The following is a 17,304-nucleotide window of genomic DNA, read 5'->3' as shown; positions in this document are numbered from 1 at the left end:
GTTACCACCGCATCATTAGGGCAAAAGGGCCTTGGGTGATGAGAACCTGTGCCCACTCATCACCCGCTTCGCAAGTTCGTTTGTGTGAAAACTGCGAGCTGCCCATTGACACGATTCCCTTAAAACCAGGGCAACATGCGAACTGTCCTCGTTGTGGTACCACCGTATACCGCAGCGAGCATGCATCACTCAATGGGAATCTCGCGCTCGCTTTTACCTGTTTACTGCTGTTTATTCCCTCTTATTACTTCGACTTCATTACGATTCGTTTAGTGGGTGTCATGATTGAAGGCACTTTAATGGAAGGCTTTCACGCCCTCGTTAAAGAAGGCTATCTAGGTCTCGCTCTACTCACTTTGTTCTGCCACACCATAGCCCCCCTCGCTATGTGTTTTTCGATCCTCACTGCACACCTTTCACTTAAACAACGTTGGTTCAAACCTTTTAAATGGTCGCTGTATGTTCTTGACCATAGTCGACATTGGGTGATGCTGGATGTGTTCTTAATCAGTGTGGCTATCTCCTGCTTTAAGCTTCAGGACTACTCCGATATCTTTGTCGGTAATGCGTTGTACAGTTTGGTCATTTTACAGGTGATCACTATTCTCATTATCAGCCGAGTAAGCACCCGTCGATACTGGGAATTGTGGCACCCCGAAAGCCAGCTCGCGATCAGCGACAAACATATTCATTGCCCTAGCTGTCACCTATCGCAACAGGAAGCATCAAACTGCATTCGCTGTGGTAGTGCGCTGCACCACCGTAAGCCCAACTCAATGCAGAAAACATGGGCATTGTTAATTGCGGCGACCATAGCAATATTTCCTGCAAACCTGATCCCAATCTCGATTCTGATCACCAATGGCCAGTTATTGGAAGATACCATCTTCTCTGGTGTGGCATCATTGATAAACAACGACATGCTCGGTATTGCCATCATCATATTTGTGGCCAGTATCGTGGTGCCAGTCGCAAAAATTATTGGGCTGGCATACCTTCTGATTTGCATTCAATTCAACATGGTGAATGACCATCGGCAGGCGTTGAGGATATATCGCGCCATTAAATGGATTGGTAAATGGTCGATGACAGATTTGTTTGTCATCGCCATCATGTTGACACTGGTCGATCGCGGACAAATCCTGAACTTCACTCCAGGGTTTGGCGCGGTTGCATTCGGAATTGTGGTGGTCTTAACTATGTTAGCCGCCGAATCTATCGACCCGAGATTGTTATGGGATAGGCACGCTTCCCAATTTCAATCCGAGCCGAATAACACTGTTGAGTAGTAGCATTAATGAGTAATGATAATCAGCCACAGCCCTCTTTTGAGCCTGAGATAAAGAAAACGCGTCGGATATCACCGCTTTGGATCTTGCCTATTTTAACCATCGCCCTCGCTGGGTGGTTGTTGGCAAAAGCCGTGCACGATGCCGGGCAACGCGTTCAAATTTACTTCTCCGATGCACAAGGCTTGATAGCAGGACGAACCACAATTCGCTACCAGGGCCTTGAAGTCGGCATGATTCGTGATATCAACCTCTCTAAAGACTTATCGAACATCTATGTCGATGCCGACATCTACCCAGAAGCGGCAAAGCTACTTGGTGAAGACACTAAGTTTTGGTTGGTCAAACCTTCTGCCTCTTTGTCTGGGATCTCGGGTCTGGATGCCTTAGTGTCTGGTAACTACATCGCTATCCACCCAGCAACAGAGTCAAGCAGCTCGAAATCTAAGTTCACCGCACTGGAATCCGTTCCGACAGAGCTAGCTATTAACGATGGGCTTACTGTTACATTACGAGCCAAAGATCTTGGTGGCATCTCTGTTGGCTCTAAGATTGTCTACAAAAAAATACCCATTGGCGAAGTTTACAACTTCAAGCTGGATGACGATGCAGAAACCGTCGTAATCAAAGCATCGATCCAAGAAGAATTTCGTCACATCATCACCAACAAAAGTCGCTTCTGGAACGTGAGTGGCATTGGCGCCAGTGTTGGTTTTCAGGGCGTCGATATTCGCTTAGAGAGCCTAGGTGCGATACTAGCAGGGGCGATTGCGGTTGACTCTCCCGATGGAGGTGAGCCAGTAAAAGATGGTTCCGATTTTAGACTTTACAAAAACCTAAAAACCGCAGGACGAGGCATACCAGTCAAAATCACGCTACCAGACAACAGTAACCTCAAAGCAAACGGCTCACCGATCATGTATCGTGGACTGGAGATTGGTCGAATCAATAACCTAGCCCTCAATGATGGCCGCGACTCAATTGTCGCCTCTGCCTCAATTGAGCCAGCATTTAGTGATATGCTCAACCAAGGTACTCTATTCTTACTGGAAGAAGCAAAAGTCTCCCTCACTGGTGTCGAGAACTTGTCGAACTTACTCACAGGCAACTATCTCACTTTAGTACCGGGCAAAGGGCCACAAACTCGCGATTTTGTGGCGATTCAACAAGAAGAACTCGATCGAGTCCAAGCAAAATCCGTTTCACTTCGCCTGCTGGCTGACAACTCTTTTGGTTTAGAACCTGGGGTGAATGTCCTTTATCGCGGCATCCCGGTTGGTAGCCTCTCCAGCGTCGAACTGGTGAACGACCAAGTGGCAATGGATATCGCAATTGATGTCGAATACAAACACCTTATTCGTTCAAAGAATCGTTTCTTCGTTACAGGTAGTGCATCAGCAGAACTTACCGAGGCGGGCTTGAATGTTACCGTCCCACCTGCAAAACAACTGCTGACTGGCTCCATCAGTTTTGTGAGTGAGGGAAAGGAAACCAAGAGAGCAGAATTCACTCTGTTTCAAACTAAAGCACTGGCTGAGCTTGCAAAACACAATCAGTCTGGTGCGAAGACAATAAAGCTGTTCGCATCTGAGCTACCACCAATTAAACAAGGCAGTCCTCTTCTTTACCGAAACATGCAGGTGGGCAGCATCTCTGGTTACGATCTTACCGATGGCGGTGTCTATATCAATGTGACCATTGATAACAAGTACAAGCACCTAATGACCAAACAGACTGTATTTTGGAATCGCTCTGGTGTTGAGGTAGAAGCGTCACTATCGGGTATTAACGTGAAAGCTGCGCCATTGAGAACACTTATTGACGGTGGTATTGCGTTTGACAACCTCCCAGGTATTGAAAATAAAACCGGTAAACATTGGAAATTGTACTCTGACTTCAACTCGGCACGAAAGTTTGGCCAATCTATCACTCTGTTTACGACGACCAACGAGCAAGCCATCAGTAAAGGCATGGCCATCAAATACCAAGGCGTAAAAGTGGGCGAAGTGATGCTCACCCTGCCCGACTTCGAGAAAGATCGCGTCGAGGTTGTCGCACGCATCCTTCCTGAGTACGTAAAACAGTTAACCAACTCTGGTGCCTACTACTGGATGGTGAAGCCAGAGATTGGCTTAAATGGCGTGAAAAACCTAGGGGCAATCGTCTCTCAGTTTATTGCTGTAGAGCCTGGTAATGGTCAGCCAAGCAAAACATTTGCCCTGCATGATTTTCCGAAAGTCGACAATGGCGTGCAATTCATTTTACAAAGTGAGAATCGAGGCTCGATTAAACCAGGGACCCCAATCCTTTACCGCGACATCGAAGTCGGTCGAGTGACGATGGTTGAGTTAGGCCCATTTGCGGACCGTGTCGTCTCTACTATCGAGATCGACCCCGATTATGCCTACTTAGTGAGAGCTAATAGTGTGTTTTGGAATGCCTCTGGGCTCAACGTCCAATTTGGCTTATCCGGAGCGAACGTGAAAGCGGGCACGATCGACAGCTTATTGCGTGGTGGTATCACTTTCTCAACACCAGAAAGCACTCAGTTACAACCTAAGGCAGAAGCGGGCCAGACGTTCTACCTCAATAAAGAAGGCGATTCGAGCTGGAAAGAGTGGCGTACCGCCATCCCTGCCCCTTAATTTAACGTATCAACGCTCATTCCAATCTAAGCCCGCATCTAGCGGGCTTTTTTTCGGCTGCTTACGAGCATTGTTTGCGAGTAAAAGTCATCGCTTATTTCATTCAACCCGCGCTATGGTTATAATCCGGCGCAACTACATCTCGTATCAAAAGGCTTCATTTTGCATTCTAACGTCTATCTCCCAGAAGATTTTCTCAGCCATATCGACAGCTTCCTCCCAGAGCACTTATCAATGAGTGATTTCATTGACGCTTGTCGTAAGCCGTTAAGAAAAAGTATTCGCGTCAACACGCTTAAGACGACGATAGAAGCCTTCAAAGAAAAAGCTCAGCAAAAAGGCTGGAACTTGCAGCCTATCCCTTGGTGTCAACAAGGCTTTTGGATCGAAGCCGATGAGTCCGTTGTACCACTTGGCAATACCGCAGAACATATGGCCGGACTGTTTTATATTCAAGAAGCCAGTTCAATGTTGCCGCCAAGTGCGCTTTACTCTGAGTCAACAGACCGTTTTGAATCAGTATTAGATATGGCTGCAGCACCGGGTTCAAAGACCACGCAGCTGGCCGCACTAATGAACAATAAAGGCGTTCTTGTTGCCAATGAGTTTGCAGCGAGCCGAGTTAAGGTTTTGCACGCTAACATTGAGCGTTGTGGTGTACGCAATGCAGCGCTCAGTAACTATGATGCGCGTGTATTCGGTGGCTGGTTACCCGAGCAATTTGACGCCATTTTGCTTGATGCGCCCTGCTCAGGCGAAGGTACGGTGCGCAAAGACCCTGATGCGATGAAAAACTGGAGTTTGGATTCCACCGCAGAGATCGCAGACACGCAAAAAGATCTGATTGAGAGCGCTTTCCACGCCTTAAAAGTAGGCGGTACCCTCGTCTATTCAACGTGTGCATTAAGCCCTGAAGAAAACCAACACGTGGCCGCACACCTCCTGGAGACGTTCGGCGATGCGGTTCGCACCGAAAGCTTAGTGACTTTATTTGACGGTGCAGACAAGGCGACAACGCCAGAAGGTTACTTACACGTCTTCCCGCAAACGTATGACAGCGAAGGATTCTTTATTGCCAAATTTACCAAGCACGCTTCAGTTACGCCGCCCAACGTCAAAAAGAAGCTTGGCAAGTTCCCATTTAGTCCGCTCAGCAAAAAAGATGCCGGTGACGTTGTCACTCACTTGGAGCAGGCATTTTCTCTCTCATTGCCAGAAGACGGCGTCCTTTGGAAACGCGACAACGACATTTGGCTATTTCCAAGTGCGCTTGAGCCAATGTTGGGTGAGTTCCGTTTTTCTCGCATGGGCATAAAAATCGCGGAGCAACACAAGAAAGGCTACAAATGGCAACATCAAGTAGCCACTGCGTTAACCAGCGCTGATGCAGATTCAGTCGCACTAAGCGTTGAAGACGCTAGAGAGTGGTTTATGGGTCGAGATGTACGACCAGAAGGCTTGAGTGGTAAAGGGGAAGTACTGGTTAGTTACAACGGCTTTATTATTGGGCTTGGAAAATGGGTGGGGAACCGCGTTAAAAATGGCCTGCCTAGAGAACTAGTACGCGACAAAAATCTGTTTTAACCCAAATGGATAGCGGTTTTTGCTGGTAAAAACCGCTGTCAGCATCGCTTTTTTACTGTTGTGTACTACACTTTAAAGGTTATCGAGACACAGGCAGAAAACATTTGGCGTTTGACGCACATTCCACAAGCTAAGTTAGTAAAAGGCCTGTGGGCGCATAGTCACCACAGAGTCCGTTTAAAACAGTTAGCGTAGGCTCTCCATGAGCCATTCCCCTAGGCCCAAATCAGGATCAGTTTTGGGCCTCTTTTTGGTTGGCGCTTTTTGAACGCTCGCCTTTTCGCACAATCGCGTTTTTAAACGCTACTACGACAGTGCCTCTATTCTGATTTTAGATAAATGCCGTCTTTTTCAATACGAATTTTGCCTTGCTTATAAAGGCCACCAATACTCTTCTTAAATGTGCCTTTACTGGTTTTAAATGCAGCAAAAATCGCTTCAGGCGTCGACTTATCACTCAAAGGTAGGAAGCCACCTTTCTTTTCTAGAAGACTCAGAATTTTCTCGCTTAAATCATCCATCTTTGCCACGCCAATTTTCTGCAGTGATAGATCAATTTTGCCATCTTCACGAATTTGTTTAATGAAACCTTTAAGCTTTTTACCCACAAACAGTTTACCAATCACATCAGATGGAAAAATCATTCCCCAATGTTGACCGTTAACGATGGCTTTATAGCCAAGATCGCTGCGTTCAGCGATCAGTAAGTCCACTTGTTCGTTTCGTTGGTATCGAGCCGGAGTTTTGTCCAACAGTTTGTTGAACTTTGTTGTACCTACAATACGACCTGACGCCTTGTCCGTGTATACATAAACCAAGATCGTTTGACCTTCTGACAAGCGGCCACGCTGCTCACTGAATGGGATAAGCAGATCTTTCTCTTTAATACCCCAGCTAGCGAAAGCCCCGACACTGTTAATGCCTTCAACTTTCATCAGTCCCCACTCGCCCACTTGCGCGATTGGCGTGTCGGTCGTTGCCGCCACTTGGTTGTCTGCATCTAAATAGATAAAAACATCGACCGTGTCACCGATAGCGATGTCCTCTGGAGCATGCTTTTTAGAAAGTAGAATAGAGCCATAGTCCTCTCCATCCAAGAACCAGCCAAAGTCTGCTTCTTTCATTACTTCCAGTTGGTTAATACGACCTATGTTAATCATGTTTTTTTATCTCTCATGGGATTGTTGGCGCGATTATACCTAACTCCCTTTAAGATGCTAGTTTACCTTGGTTCTGATATGCTTACCTCAATCTCAGCACTTGGAGAGAGTTGGTTGATCACCGTAGATAAGCAAGACGCCATTACCCTTAAGATTGCCCATGTAATGGCCAACACAAAAAAACTAGACTTAGATGTATTCTTATTCATTCCCAATGAGTTAGGAATGAAGTCTCATCTCATTTCTGAGTCTGACTTTTATCATGAATCTATTTCGCAGAAACGTGCCTATTACAGTAACGAAACCCTACTACCGTTAGTTCACTCCAGGCTCGCCAAACGCGGCCGCTTAGCAAACACGCAATATCGAGTCAGCTTGAGTCTATTTGCCTATCAGTATGTGATTGCTTTAGACAAAGCCGTGTCAACATTAAAAGAAACAGCACAAGACGAAGTCACGGCAGATGAAGTCGATGAGGTCATTGAGCTAGCGCTCGATATTCTTCGAAAGATGCGCCGCTCCGTACCCTACGAGGAAAACCTCAAGCGGCACTATGCCAACATCGATAACTATCTGTCATGGTATACCGGTCAGAAACTGCTTGAGCTGGTGGTCTATATTCCTAATAGCAAAGCATATACACCCTTGAAAGATCGCTTGATTACTATCGTCGAGAAAGAGCAAGCACACCGCAACCTCAACAAATACAACTCTGACAAAGTTAAAAGCGACCCAACTCGGCTTGCCAACAAAATGCGTTTATTGCGTCGCCTTATTGAGCACCCCATCGTGCTGCAATCCAAGTCGACCAATATGGGGAACAATACCAAGCGCGTGATCAAGGGGTCTGCAACAGGTCTTGTTATGTTGTTTGTTACCTCTGCTGTCATTCTCGCCCGAGACTATCTAGGCGAAATCACCGCGTCGTTTATCTTAGTTTTATCCGTTATCTATGCATTAAGAGAAGTATTTAAAGATGATTTACGCGACATAATGTGGCGTTGGATACAACGTGGTAAACCGAAGTGGCGACGCCGCTTTATTGACGCAACGACAAAAAAAGAAGTGGGTAAAAAGATAGAGTGGCTCGACTACAGCACCTTTGATTTGCTGCCAGACAAAATAAAGAGTATTCGCAAAAAACGCTCCGTACAAAGAGAAGAAGAAGTGTTGCACTATCGATCTCATACTGAGATGGCGACATCACGTTTTACCAGCGGCTACGAACAAACTCGTGAGATTTTAAACATTAACTTTCGTGCGTTGACGCGACTAATGGATAAATCCAATAATCGCATCTACAAACTTCAAGAGGGTCAGGTGGTAAAGGAATCTTTGGAGAAACGTCACCTTCTCAACCTGATCATCAGAGAAAACAACCAAGGCGAAGACCCTGTTTACTATCGCTGGAAAATTGTTCTCAATCGTTCAAAAATCGTCGATATAGAGCAGATCCGTATCTAGATTTATTTTGCTTTCAGAGAAAGTACCAATGAAAATTCGGCCATAGGTTCATCACCATGCAAGGTTGGACATGTGGCCACAATTTTTACCGGTTGATTGATTCGCTCACCTGAGCGAATCGTTTCATCTAACATGTCATCAATCAACTTCCCGTCTTTACATGTAAAGTGAACGTCGCCTTCCGGTCGTTTGAGAAACTTACCCTCAACCTCCTTAAACGCCAATGACACTCGCTTACCGCGCTGTTGAGCTTTACTCATTGCCATAAAACCACCAGCCACATCAGCGCCTACCGCTAGCACACCAAAATACATGCTATTTAGATGGTTCTTTGTTCGACGTTTAAGAGGGATCAATAGCTCCACTTCACCCTCATCTAATTTCAATAATTTAGGTCGACAGAGCCAAATAAAAGGAACTTTAAAGAACCCAAAAGTCTTTAGATAAAAATTGGCTTTTTGCAATGGGGTAAACATGTAGAGGTCCTTCTAAATAACTAGTCAGACCAGTAAGCCAAAATAACAAGCAGTTGTCAAAAAAATGTTAACAAAACAAAGGATGGACACTAACAACCAAGCACAAAAAACGGCTGACTTCTATACCAAGAAGTCAGCCGTCTATTCGAATGCTCGTTTGGAACGAAACTGAAAACGTGTCTATTCACTCACTGGAAAGACAGTTACCTTGTTTTCATCTTGAAGCAGTTCCACCAACTGAGGCAAGTCAGACAGGTTGTCGACAACAATACTCGCTGGTTTGTTCACTTGATGGCAGGCTGCTAACGCTTGTTTCACAAGAGCTAATACCGCCTCATTTTGTGGATCGTACAAATGTGCTAACTCTTCATGCATCAAGTCAACACCAAGCGTCAACTGCGTTAAGCTTTCTAGCTTGAGGACGAGTCCATCAAAGTAATGCAGTAATCGTTCTGACAGCAATACCGCCGATGGTGTATCGCAAGCATACAAAACTTTAAGTCCATTAAGACCTCGTGGCAGTCCACGCTCCGCTAACCTGTCAATAATCTTTGCAGCATCGCTCAACGCACGCACACAAGGCACCACAATCTCAATGTTATGCCCTTCAGCACGCAGTGCTTTAATCACTTCACACTCGAGCGCAAAACAAGCTTGATACGATTCTGATGAAAAGCGAGACACACCACGCAAGCCAAGTTGTGGGTTGACCTCATCAACTTCAACTTTACCACCGAGTAACGCGCTCATTTCATAGCTAGTGGCATCGTTGAGCTCAACACAAATGGTGGTATGTTCTGGCGTAATCGATGAGGTAATCGCGTCAACCAGCGTCGTCACGAAAAACTGCTCAACATTTTGCTCGCCAAGTAGCGCTTGGATTGCCTCTTTTTCTACTTGGTCAAGCTCCGACTCTGCAGCGGCGAAACCAGGGTGGAAAAACACCTTTTCCATAATCAATTCGGAGATTGATACATACAAAGAAGAGGCAGGGACTTGCTCTACAAAACTGGGCAACACGTTGCCGACTTTGAGTCCCGACTGTGTACTGGTTTGAGGCTGTTCTGATTGGTAACTCATTGTTGCTCCATGCTCTATTTATTGCTTCTTTTGGCAAAATACCGACTCACCACATAGAATACAAGGGAATCAGGCAATTTAATGGCTAACCGACTTCTGTTCAGTAACTTAACAGGCAAATTGCTGTGTTTTTAGGCAAACATAGCGCCAAAATTTAAGTGATCATGGAAATGATTGAGCAATAGCTATATTAGTGGTTTATTCTACTGGCCAATTCCGTTATCTTAACCGCTTCATAATAATTTGCAGGCTGAACCATCATGCCATTAAAGACCGATGAACTAAGAACACAGGCATTAGGTCCAATGCCAACTCCATCAGAATTGAGCGCTAACCACCCAATTACTGATGACGTAGCAGAGCGCATTGCGCATTCTCGCCGCCAAATTGAAAATATTCTAACGGGAGACGATGACCGTCTGCTGTGCATCGTAGGCCCTTGTTCGGTACATGATACCGATGCGGCTTTAGACTATGCAAAACGCCTCAGCGCTATCCAAGATCAGTACAAAGATGAATTGTTTATCGTGATGCGTACCTACTTTGAGAAGCCGCGTACCGTAGTCGGTTGGAAAGGTTTGATTACTGACCCTAACCTAGATGGATCTTACGCACTTGAAGCGGGTCTTAACAAAGCACGTGGTTTGCTGCTTGATATCAACAAACTTGGTCTAGCGACAGCCACTGAGTTTCTCGATATGATTACTGGTCAATACATTGCTGACCTTATCACGTGGGGCGCGATTGGTGCTCGTACTACAGAGTCACAAATCCACCGCGAAATGGCTTCTGCGCTATCTTGCCCAGTTGGCTTTAAAAACGGTACTAACGGCAGCGTTAAAATTGCTATCGATGCGATTCGTGCATCGCATGCTTCTCATTACTTCTACTCGCCAGATAAGCATGGTCGCATGACTGTGTATCGCACCAGTGGTAACCCATTCGGTCACGTGATTCTGCGTGGTGGTGATACAGGCCCGAACTTTGACGAAGCGTCTATCGATGCAGCATGCGAGCAACTGGCATCGTTTGATTTACCAGCACGACTGGTTGTCGACTTTAGCCACGCTAACTGTCAAAAGCAACACCGCAAGCAAATCGACGTCGCTAAAGAAGTCGCGCGCCAAATTATTGCAGGTTCTCACAAAGTATCAGGCATTATGGCTGAGAGCTTTATTGAGGAAGGTAATCAGGGTATGGAAGATATCCATAACCTCACTTACGGCAAGTCAATCACCGATCCGTGCTTGAGCTGGAACGACACCGTTCATATGCTCGATATTCTTGCTGACGCCGTTAAACAACGCAACGAAAAGGAAAGTTAACATGCCATCTTTTGATATCGTTTCTGAAATCGATACCGTAGAGCTGCGCAACGCCGTAGACAATGCGAACCGTGAGATCTCTACTCGATTTGATTTTCGCAATGTTGAAGCAACATTCACTTTAAATGATGAAACCGTCAAACTCTCTTGTGAGGGTGACTTTCAGCTTAAGCAAATGCGTGACATTTTGCGTGGCAATCTAACCAAACGTGGTGTTGATGTAAACGCAATGGAATCTCAAACTGCGGAACAATCTGGCAAGCTATGGAACCAGACGGTGTTGTTCAAACAAGGCATCGAGACTCCTATCGCGAAGAAAATCGTCAAGCTTGTTAAAGATTCAAAAATCAAAGTTCAAGTGTCGATTCAAGGTGACAAGGTTCGCGTAACTGGTAAGAAGCGCGATGACCTTCAAGCGACCATGCAACTGGTTAAAAATGGCGAGCTTGGCCAGCCATTCCAGTTCAATAACTTTAGAGACTAAGCGTTTTCACGAACACTGTCTTCATACAATAAAAGGGCGTTTCGCCCTTTTATTTTACCTTCGCTAACTCAATCACTTCATCACCTTCCTTTAGCAGCTTATAAGATGACGAATTTGGTTCAACAAACACTACAATGCGTTGTTTGTCCGCTTTTCTTTTCATAATGTCAGAAGATACCTGAGTAACATCATCGAACGCAATTCGCTCTGCATCTCGCCTTACTAGGTCGACAAAACCAAACGGACACTGATTGTCATGAAATACGATTTCCGCTTCCTGCATAATTCGCATCGCTTTGATCGGTAGCAGTTCAGGATCGTCACCAAATTCAATCCAAGTACACGAATCGGTAAATTCGGCATCAGCGTGAATCAGCGCTTGATAGGCTTTTTCAAGCTCCTGGTTATCTTTACAGTTAATAACAAGCGGCTGCTTGAAAAAAAGCTCCCAAAACTTTCTTCTCTCATCTACAGTCGCAAAGTGGCGCTTAATGTCTCCGCGTTTACTGGCGGCAAAATCGGCCAGTTGAGCCGTGTTCATCGGTAACACCGCTTCAAGCTTTTCACGAATACCACGAATCAGAACTGGCGATGAGCCACCACTTGAGATGGCAATTTGCACTCTTCCTCGGTTAATAATCGAAGGAGTAATGAAGTCACAATAGGGAGTATCGTCGACCACGTTGACTAAAATACCAGCCTTCTTTGCATCTTTATGCACTCTATGGTTAAGCTCTGGGTTGTCGGTTGTCGCCCAAACCTGAACGAATTCCTTGCGCATCAACTCTTGCTCATAAAAACGCGGAACCCAAACACATTTGCCACTCTCACTTAACTCTTGAAGATAGGGCTCTACTTTAGGTGAGACCACTGTAACACTGGCTCCAGCTCGAACAAGTGTTTCTACTTTACGGCAGGCGACTTCACCGCCACCAACAACTAAGACCGGCCTTTCAAGTAAGTCCATAAACAGTGGAAAGTAACGCATAATTTTCCTTTTCTAAACGATATAACTATTCATTCATAGTCACCAAAACAGTGCAAAATTGTCACCGAGACATTGATCACAAAACTATTTACAACCAAATTTCAGATATTTTGTAGATGAAAATACAACCATTTTGTAAATTCACATCAACTTTGTTTCGATTTAACGAAACTTTAACACACCACTCTCTAATTCACTTTTTTAGTGCTTGGTTGCACTATTTACAAAGTCATCACACTTAGCCATTCTAACAATTGTTTGGCGTTGAGTGACTACTCAAAAAACCATTTAAATTAATAATTTGAGTATTCACAGTTCATTATCTACGCTTTAAACGGCTGTGACAACTTGCACCAATTCGGTTCAAAAACAACAGCCTCTACCGAAACACAACAATAATTAGCACATGGTATTCAGGCTGGACCTGACTTACACGGAAATAACAGGAAGGATACACAATGGCAAAGAAACTCACTCTTATTGCTTCTTTAGTGGCGGCTTCTGCTGCGATGATGAGTACTTCAGCAATGGCTGCAGACTCCACTCTGGACAAAGTCACTAAAGCTGGCGTTTTAACTTGTGGCGTTAGTACTGGTCTTCCAGGTTTCTCTAACCCTAACTCAAAAGGTGAGTGGGAAGGTATTGACGTAGAATACTGCCAAGCTTTAGCTGCTGCAGTACTGGGCGACAAATCCAAAGTTAAATACGTTCCATTAACAGCAAAAGAACGCTTTACCGCTCTCCAATCAGGTGAAATCGACGTTCTTTCCCGTAACACAACTTGGACTCTACACCGTGATACGGCTCTAGGTCTGAACTTCGTTGGTGTTAACTACTACGATGGTCAGGGCTTCATGGTCAAAAAAGAACTTGGCCTAACAAGCGCTAAAGAGCTGGATGGCGCATCTGTATGTGTTCAATCTGGTACAACAACCGAGCTTAACCTAGCCGATTACTTCCGTAACAACGGTATGGAGTATAAGCCAGTTGTATTCGATACGGCAGCACAAACTTCAAAAGGTTTCGACTCTGGCCGTTGTGACGTGCTTACTACTGACCAATCTGGTCTTTATGCGCTTCGTCTAAACCTTGCGGATCCTAGCTCTGCGGAAGTACTACCAGAAATCATCTCTAAAGAGCCTCTTGGCCCTGTAGTACGTCAAGGTGATGACCAGTGGTTCAACATCGCTAAGTGGACACTATCCGCTATGGTGAACGCAGAAGAATACGGCATTACTTCTAAAAATGCTGATGAAATGCTGAAATCTACTGATCCAAACATCAAGCGTATCCTTGGTGTTGACGGTCCTAAAGGTAAAGGTCTTGGCATTGCTGACGACTGGGGTTACCAAGTTATCAAACAAGTAGGTAACTACGGTGAAAGCTTCGAGCGTACAGTAGGTGAAGGCTCTCCTCTGCAAATCTCTCGTGGCGTAAACGCACTATGGAATGCTGGCGGCTTCATGTACGCGCCACCAATTCGCTAATCGCGTTTTCATGCTCCAATAAGGGCGGTTTTACCGCCCTTTTTCAAAGGATTTGAGGTTATAGCTGTATGAAACCTACTACGACTCAAGTCGCAGCGCAGGATAAACCTGCGAAAAGCGCAAATCTACTATACAACCCCACCTTTCGCTCCGTTGTATTCCAGGTCTTAGCCCTACTCGCTCTCGGACTTTTCTTTTATACCATCGTTAACAACGCTCTTGATAACCTTGCTGCGCGTGGTATTGCCACTGGTTTTGACTTCTTAAGTCAAGAGGCCGGATTTGGTATTGGTCTGACACTCATTGAGTACGACGAAACCTTCTCTTACGGACGCACCTTCTACGTGGGACTTTTAAACACGGCTCTGGTTTCTGTACTGGGCATTGTGTTTGCAACCATTCTCGGATTTGTCATGGGTATCGCGAGATTGTCATCAAACTGGCTGGTTAGCCGTTTTGCTGCTGTCTATATCGAGATTTTCCGTAACATTCCTCTTTTGCTGCAAATTTTCTTTTGGTATTTCGCGGTACTTCAAGCGCTGCCTTCTGCTCGTCAGAGTATGAGTTTGGGCGAAGCGATCTTCTTGAACGTTCGCGGTCTTTACTTCCCTGCCCCAGTATTTGGCGAAGGCAGTAGCGTTGTAATCGCAGCGTTTGTTGTCGGTGTTGTTGCGACAATCATTATCAATATTTGGGCTAACAACCGCCAAAAACTGACAGGTCAACAAACACCGATGGGCCGAATTGCCCTTGGTCTTATTTTTGGTGTGCCAACGGTTGTGTTCTTTATCATGGGTATGCCTATCACGGCTGAATACCCAGTATTGAAAGGCTTCAACTTCCGCGGTGGTATTAGCATCATCCCTGAGCTTGCGGCATTAACGTTGGCGCTAAGTATCTACACCGCCTCGTTTATCGCTGAAATTGTACGTTCCGGTATCAACGCCGTTAACCACGGTCAAACTGAAGCTGCGATGTCTCTTGGGCTGCCACGTTCAAGAACGCTTAAGCTTGTCGTTATTCCTCAGGCGATGCGTATCATCATTCCACCACTCACCAGCCAATACTTGAACCTGACGAAAAACTCGTCACTTGCGATGGCAATCGGCTATCCCGATTTGGTTTCGGTATTCGCAGGTACCACACTTAACCAGGTAGGTCAGGCGATCGAAGTTATTGCAATGACAATGGGCGTCTACCTCACTCTGAGCTTGCTTACGTCTGCACTGATGAACGTGTACAACAAGAAAGTTGCTTTGGTGGAGAGATAATATGAATCAGCATCAATTTCAACCCGATCTCCCGCCACCAGCCAACACCGTAGGTGTTGTAGGTTGGCTACGTAAAAACTTATTTAATGGTCCAGCTAACTCAGTATTGACGATTGTTTTAGGATACTTTGCTCTATCACTACTTTGGTATGTGTTCGACTGGGCAATTCTTAAAGCTGACTGGGTAGGTACAACGCGTGATGCTTGTTCTCGTGAAGGGGCATGTTGGGTATTTATCAGCGTACGCTGGGAACAGTTCATGTATGGTTTCTATCCACAAGCCGAGCTGTGGCGACCACGCTTGTTTTACGCAACATTAGCGCTGTTCGTTGCCCTACTCGCCTACGAGCGCACACCGAAGCGAGTTTGGATTTGGCTATTCTTTGTCAATATCTACCCATTCATTGCAGCAGCACTGCTTTACGGTGGCGTGTTTGGACTAGAAGTCGTAGAAACGCACCGCTGGGGTGGCCTACTCGTTACGCTCATTATCGCATTAGTGGGTATTATCGTATCGCTACCGATTGGTGTCGCGCTGGCCTTGGGTCGCCGCTCGGAGATGCCAATCATCCGCAGTATTTGTACGGTATATATCGAAGTTTGGCGTGGTGTACCTCTGATTACGGTGCTATTCATGGCATCGGTTATGCTACCGCTATTCTTCTCAGAAGGTGTAGAAACTGACAAACTAATCCGCGCACTTATTGGTGTGGTCATGTTTAGTGCTGCTTATATGGCCGAGGTTATTCGTGGTGGTCTACAAGCGATTCCAAAAGGTCAATACGAAGCCGCGGATGCGCTTGGGTTAAGTTACTGGAAAAAGATGGGATTGATTGTGCTACCCCAAGCACTAAAAATCACTATCCCATCGATCGTAAACACCTTTATTGGTCTCTTTAAAGATACCAGTCTGGTACTCATCATCGGTATGTTCGATGTACTCGGTATTGGACAAGCTGCGAACACCGACCCTGAGTGGTTAGGTTTTGCTACGGAAAGTTATGTATTTGTCGCGTTAGTGTTCTGGGTGTTCTGTTTTGGCATGTCGAGATACTCGATATGGCTTGAGAACAAACTGCATACCGGTCACAAACGATAAACGGAAATTCGAGGACGTATTATGACGCAACAAGAAGATTACATGATCCAACTAAAGGACATGAATAAGTGGTACGGCGAGTTTCACGTACTGAAAAACATCAATCTAGACGTTAAAAAAGGCGAGAAAATCGTTATCTGTGGCCCGTCTGGCTCAGGTAAGTCAACGATGATTCGCTGTATTAACCGTCTAGAGGAGCACCAAGCTGGGCACATTTACGTTTCTGGCACTGAGCTAACCGAAGATCTGAAAAACATCGAAGCGGTGCGTCGCGAAGTCGGCATGTGTTTCCAGCACTTCAACCTCTTCCCTCACCTAACGGTACTAGAGAACTGTACTCTTGCCCCAATTTGGGTGAAAAAGATGCCTAAAGAAGAAGCTGAAGCGATTGCAATGAAGTATCTTGAACGCGTTAAGATCCCAGATCAGGCGGACAAGTACCCAGGTCAGCTTTCGGGTGGTCAGCAACAGCGTGTTGCTATCGCACGTTCACTGTGTATGAATCCACAAGTCATGCTTTTTGATGAACCAACCTCAGCACTCGACCCAGAAATGGTTCGCGAAGTACTGGATGTAATGGTGGAACTGGCAGAAGAAGGCATGACAATGTTATGTGTGACGCATGAGATGGGGTTTGCAAAGGAAGTCGCGGATCGCGTTATCTTTATGGATGCAGGGGAAATTATTGAAGAAAACAACCCAGTTGATTTCTTCGAAAACCCTCAATCTGACCGGACGCAAAACTTCCTCAGTCAAATATTGCATCATTAATAACAATATATGTAACAAAGGCGACCCCTGGGTCGCCTTTTTCTTTGTAGGTTACTGATGTACACTGGAAATATTGTGTTACATCTTGTTATATCCTTAACCAATTATTTTTATTATGATTTTGTTCAACGACTTTTGCTGCGGGACTTGATCTTTTGAACAATCAACCCCATAAATAGTC

General features: G+C 45.5%; 14 protein-coding genes. 10 read left to right on the top strand and 4 right to left on the bottom strand.

The window, feature by feature from the left end; all coding sequences use genetic code 11:
• Positions 1 to 38 precede the first annotated feature (38 nt).
• The 3 genes from AAA946_RS07905 (at position 39) to rsmF (ending at position 5,518) form a co-directional block, all read left to right on the top strand.
• Complete coding sequence (locus tag AAA946_RS07905) at positions 39 to 1,289, top strand: paraquat-inducible protein A (RefSeq protein WP_338164364.1); 1,251 nt, start codon at positions 39 to 41, stop codon at positions 1,287 to 1,289.
• Between the two features lie 8 nt (positions 1,290 to 1,297).
• Positions 1,298 to 3,934: a PqiB family protein gene (locus AAA946_RS07900; protein WP_338164363.1), complete on the top strand. Its 2,637-nt coding sequence runs from the start codon at positions 1,298 to 1,300 to the stop codon at positions 3,932 to 3,934.
• A gap of 162 nt (positions 3,935 to 4,096) precedes the next feature.
• On the top strand, positions 4,097 to 5,518 hold the full coding sequence (rsmF, locus tag AAA946_RS07895; RefSeq protein WP_338164362.1) for a 16S rRNA (cytosine(1407)-C(5))-methyltransferase RsmF: 1,422 nt from the start codon (positions 4,097 to 4,099) through the stop codon (positions 5,516 to 5,518).
• 320 nt (positions 5,519 to 5,838) lie between these two features.
• Here rsmF and AAA946_RS07890 read toward each other — a convergent pair whose 3' ends face one another.
• Positions 5,839 to 6,678 (bottom strand): CvfB family protein, encoded by an 840-nt coding sequence (locus tag AAA946_RS07890; RefSeq protein ID WP_338164361.1) that lies wholly within the window; start codon positions 6,676 to 6,678, stop codon positions 5,839 to 5,841.
• A 114-nt stretch (positions 6,679 to 6,792) separates the two neighbouring features.
• On the opposite strand from AAA946_RS07890, the gene AAA946_RS07885 reads away from it, so the two are divergent.
• On the top strand, positions 6,793 to 8,142 hold the full coding sequence (locus AAA946_RS07885; RefSeq protein WP_338165800.1) for a hypothetical protein: 1,350 nt from the start codon (positions 6,793 to 6,795) through the stop codon (positions 8,140 to 8,142).
• Positions 8,143 to 8,144: 2 nt separating this feature from the next.
• Here the strand turns inward: AAA946_RS07885 and AAA946_RS07880 are convergent, their stop codons facing one another.
• Both AAA946_RS07880 and AAA946_RS07875 read right to left on the bottom strand, forming a co-directional pair.
• Positions 8,145 to 8,618: a PaaI family thioesterase gene (locus AAA946_RS07880; RefSeq protein WP_338164360.1), complete on the bottom strand. Its 474-nt coding sequence runs from the start codon at positions 8,616 to 8,618 to the stop codon at positions 8,145 to 8,147.
• A 180-nt stretch (positions 8,619 to 8,798) separates the two neighbouring features.
• Positions 8,799 to 9,698 carry a putative PEP-binding protein gene (locus AAA946_RS07875; protein WP_338164359.1) on the bottom strand — a complete coding sequence of 300 codons (900 nt, stop codon included), beginning with the start codon at positions 9,696 to 9,698 and terminating at the stop codon, positions 8,799 to 8,801.
• A 260-nt stretch (positions 9,699 to 9,958) separates the two neighbouring features.
• Here AAA946_RS07875 and AAA946_RS07870 point away from each other — a divergent pair, with 260 nt between their 5' ends.
• A complete protein-coding gene (locus tag AAA946_RS07870) occupies positions 9,959 to 11,023 on the top strand; it encodes a 3-deoxy-7-phosphoheptulonate synthase (protein ID WP_338164358.1) in 1,065 nt (354 codons plus the stop codon).
• Between the two features lies 1 nt (position 11,024).
• A complete protein-coding gene (locus tag AAA946_RS07865; RefSeq protein ID WP_042498747.1) occupies positions 11,025 to 11,507 on the top strand; it encodes a YajQ family cyclic di-GMP-binding protein in 483 nt (160 codons plus the stop codon).
• A 49-nt stretch (positions 11,508 to 11,556) separates the two neighbouring features.
• Here the strand turns inward: AAA946_RS07865 and AAA946_RS07860 are convergent, their stop codons facing one another.
• Positions 11,557 to 12,495 (bottom strand): siroheme synthase, encoded by a 939-nt coding sequence (locus AAA946_RS07860; RefSeq protein ID WP_338164357.1) that lies wholly within the window; start codon positions 12,493 to 12,495, stop codon positions 11,557 to 11,559.
• Between the two features lie 458 nt (positions 12,496 to 12,953).
• On the opposite strand from AAA946_RS07860, the gene AAA946_RS07855 reads away from it, so the two are divergent.
• The 4 genes from AAA946_RS07855 (at position 12,954) to AAA946_RS07840 (ending at position 17,123) form a co-directional block, all read left to right on the top strand.
• Positions 12,954 to 13,982 carry an amino acid ABC transporter substrate-binding protein gene (locus AAA946_RS07855; protein ID WP_338164356.1) on the top strand — a complete coding sequence of 343 codons (1,029 nt, stop codon included), beginning with the start codon at positions 12,954 to 12,956 and terminating at the stop codon, positions 13,980 to 13,982.
• Positions 13,983 to 14,050: 68 nt separating this feature from the next.
• Entirely contained in the window at positions 14,051 to 15,253 is a 1,203-nt protein-coding gene (locus tag AAA946_RS07850; protein ID WP_338164355.1) for an amino acid ABC transporter permease, read from the top strand.
• A 1-nt stretch (position 15,254) separates the two neighbouring features.
• On the top strand, positions 15,255 to 16,352 hold the full coding sequence (locus tag AAA946_RS07845) for an amino acid ABC transporter permease (RefSeq protein WP_338164354.1): 1,098 nt from the start codon (positions 15,255 to 15,257) through the stop codon (positions 16,350 to 16,352).
• 21 nt (positions 16,353 to 16,373) lie between these two features.
• Positions 16,374 to 17,123, top strand: a complete 750-nt coding sequence (locus AAA946_RS07840; protein WP_042498733.1) for an amino acid ABC transporter ATP-binding protein — start codon at positions 16,374 to 16,376, stop codon at positions 17,121 to 17,123.
• The last annotated feature ends 181 nt before the right edge of the window (positions 17,124 to 17,304 follow it).

The sequence above is a fragment of the Vibrio sp. 10N genome (genome assembly GCF_036245475.1).
Classification (GTDB): domain Bacteria; phylum Pseudomonadota; class Gammaproteobacteria; order Enterobacterales; family Vibrionaceae; genus Vibrio.
Note: the sequence above shows the minus strand (reverse complement) of the source record. Positions and strands in the feature narration are given on the sequence as shown.

Excerpts from the sequence above, each read along its gene's own strand:
- AAA946_RS07905 (WP_338164364.1), top strand. The coding sequence starts at position 39 with ATGAGAACCTGTGCCCACTCATCACCCGCTTCGCAAGTTCGTTTGTGT.
- AAA946_RS07900 (WP_338164363.1), top strand. The coding sequence starts at position 1,298 with ATGAGTAATGATAATCAGCCACAGCCCTCTTTTGAGCCTGAGATAAAG.
- AAA946_RS07890 (WP_338164361.1), bottom strand. The coding sequence starts at position 6,678 with ATGATTAACATAGGTCGTATTAACCAACTGGAAGTAATGAAAGAAGCA.
- AAA946_RS07880 (WP_338164360.1), bottom strand. The coding sequence starts at position 8,618 with ATGTTTACCCCATTGCAAAAAGCCAATTTTTATCTAAAGACTTTTGGG.
- AAA946_RS07875 (WP_338164359.1), bottom strand. The coding sequence starts at position 9,698 with ATGAGTTACCAATCAGAACAGCCTCAAACCAGTACACAGTCGGGACTC.
- AAA946_RS07870 (WP_338164358.1), top strand. The coding sequence starts at position 9,959 with ATGCCATTAAAGACCGATGAACTAAGAACACAGGCATTAGGTCCAATG.
- AAA946_RS07865 (WP_042498747.1), top strand. The coding sequence starts at position 11,025 with ATGCCATCTTTTGATATCGTTTCTGAAATCGATACCGTAGAGCTGCGC.
- AAA946_RS07860 (WP_338164357.1), bottom strand. The coding sequence starts at position 12,495 with ATGCGTTACTTTCCACTGTTTATGGACTTACTTGAAAGGCCGGTCTTA.
- AAA946_RS07855 (WP_338164356.1), top strand. The coding sequence starts at position 12,954 with ATGGCAAAGAAACTCACTCTTATTGCTTCTTTAGTGGCGGCTTCTGCT.
- AAA946_RS07850 (WP_338164355.1), top strand. The coding sequence starts at position 14,051 with ATGAAACCTACTACGACTCAAGTCGCAGCGCAGGATAAACCTGCGAAA.
- AAA946_RS07845 (WP_338164354.1), top strand. The coding sequence starts at position 15,255 with ATGAATCAGCATCAATTTCAACCCGATCTCCCGCCACCAGCCAACACC.
- AAA946_RS07840 (WP_042498733.1), top strand. The coding sequence starts at position 16,374 with ATGACGCAACAAGAAGATTACATGATCCAACTAAAGGACATGAATAAG.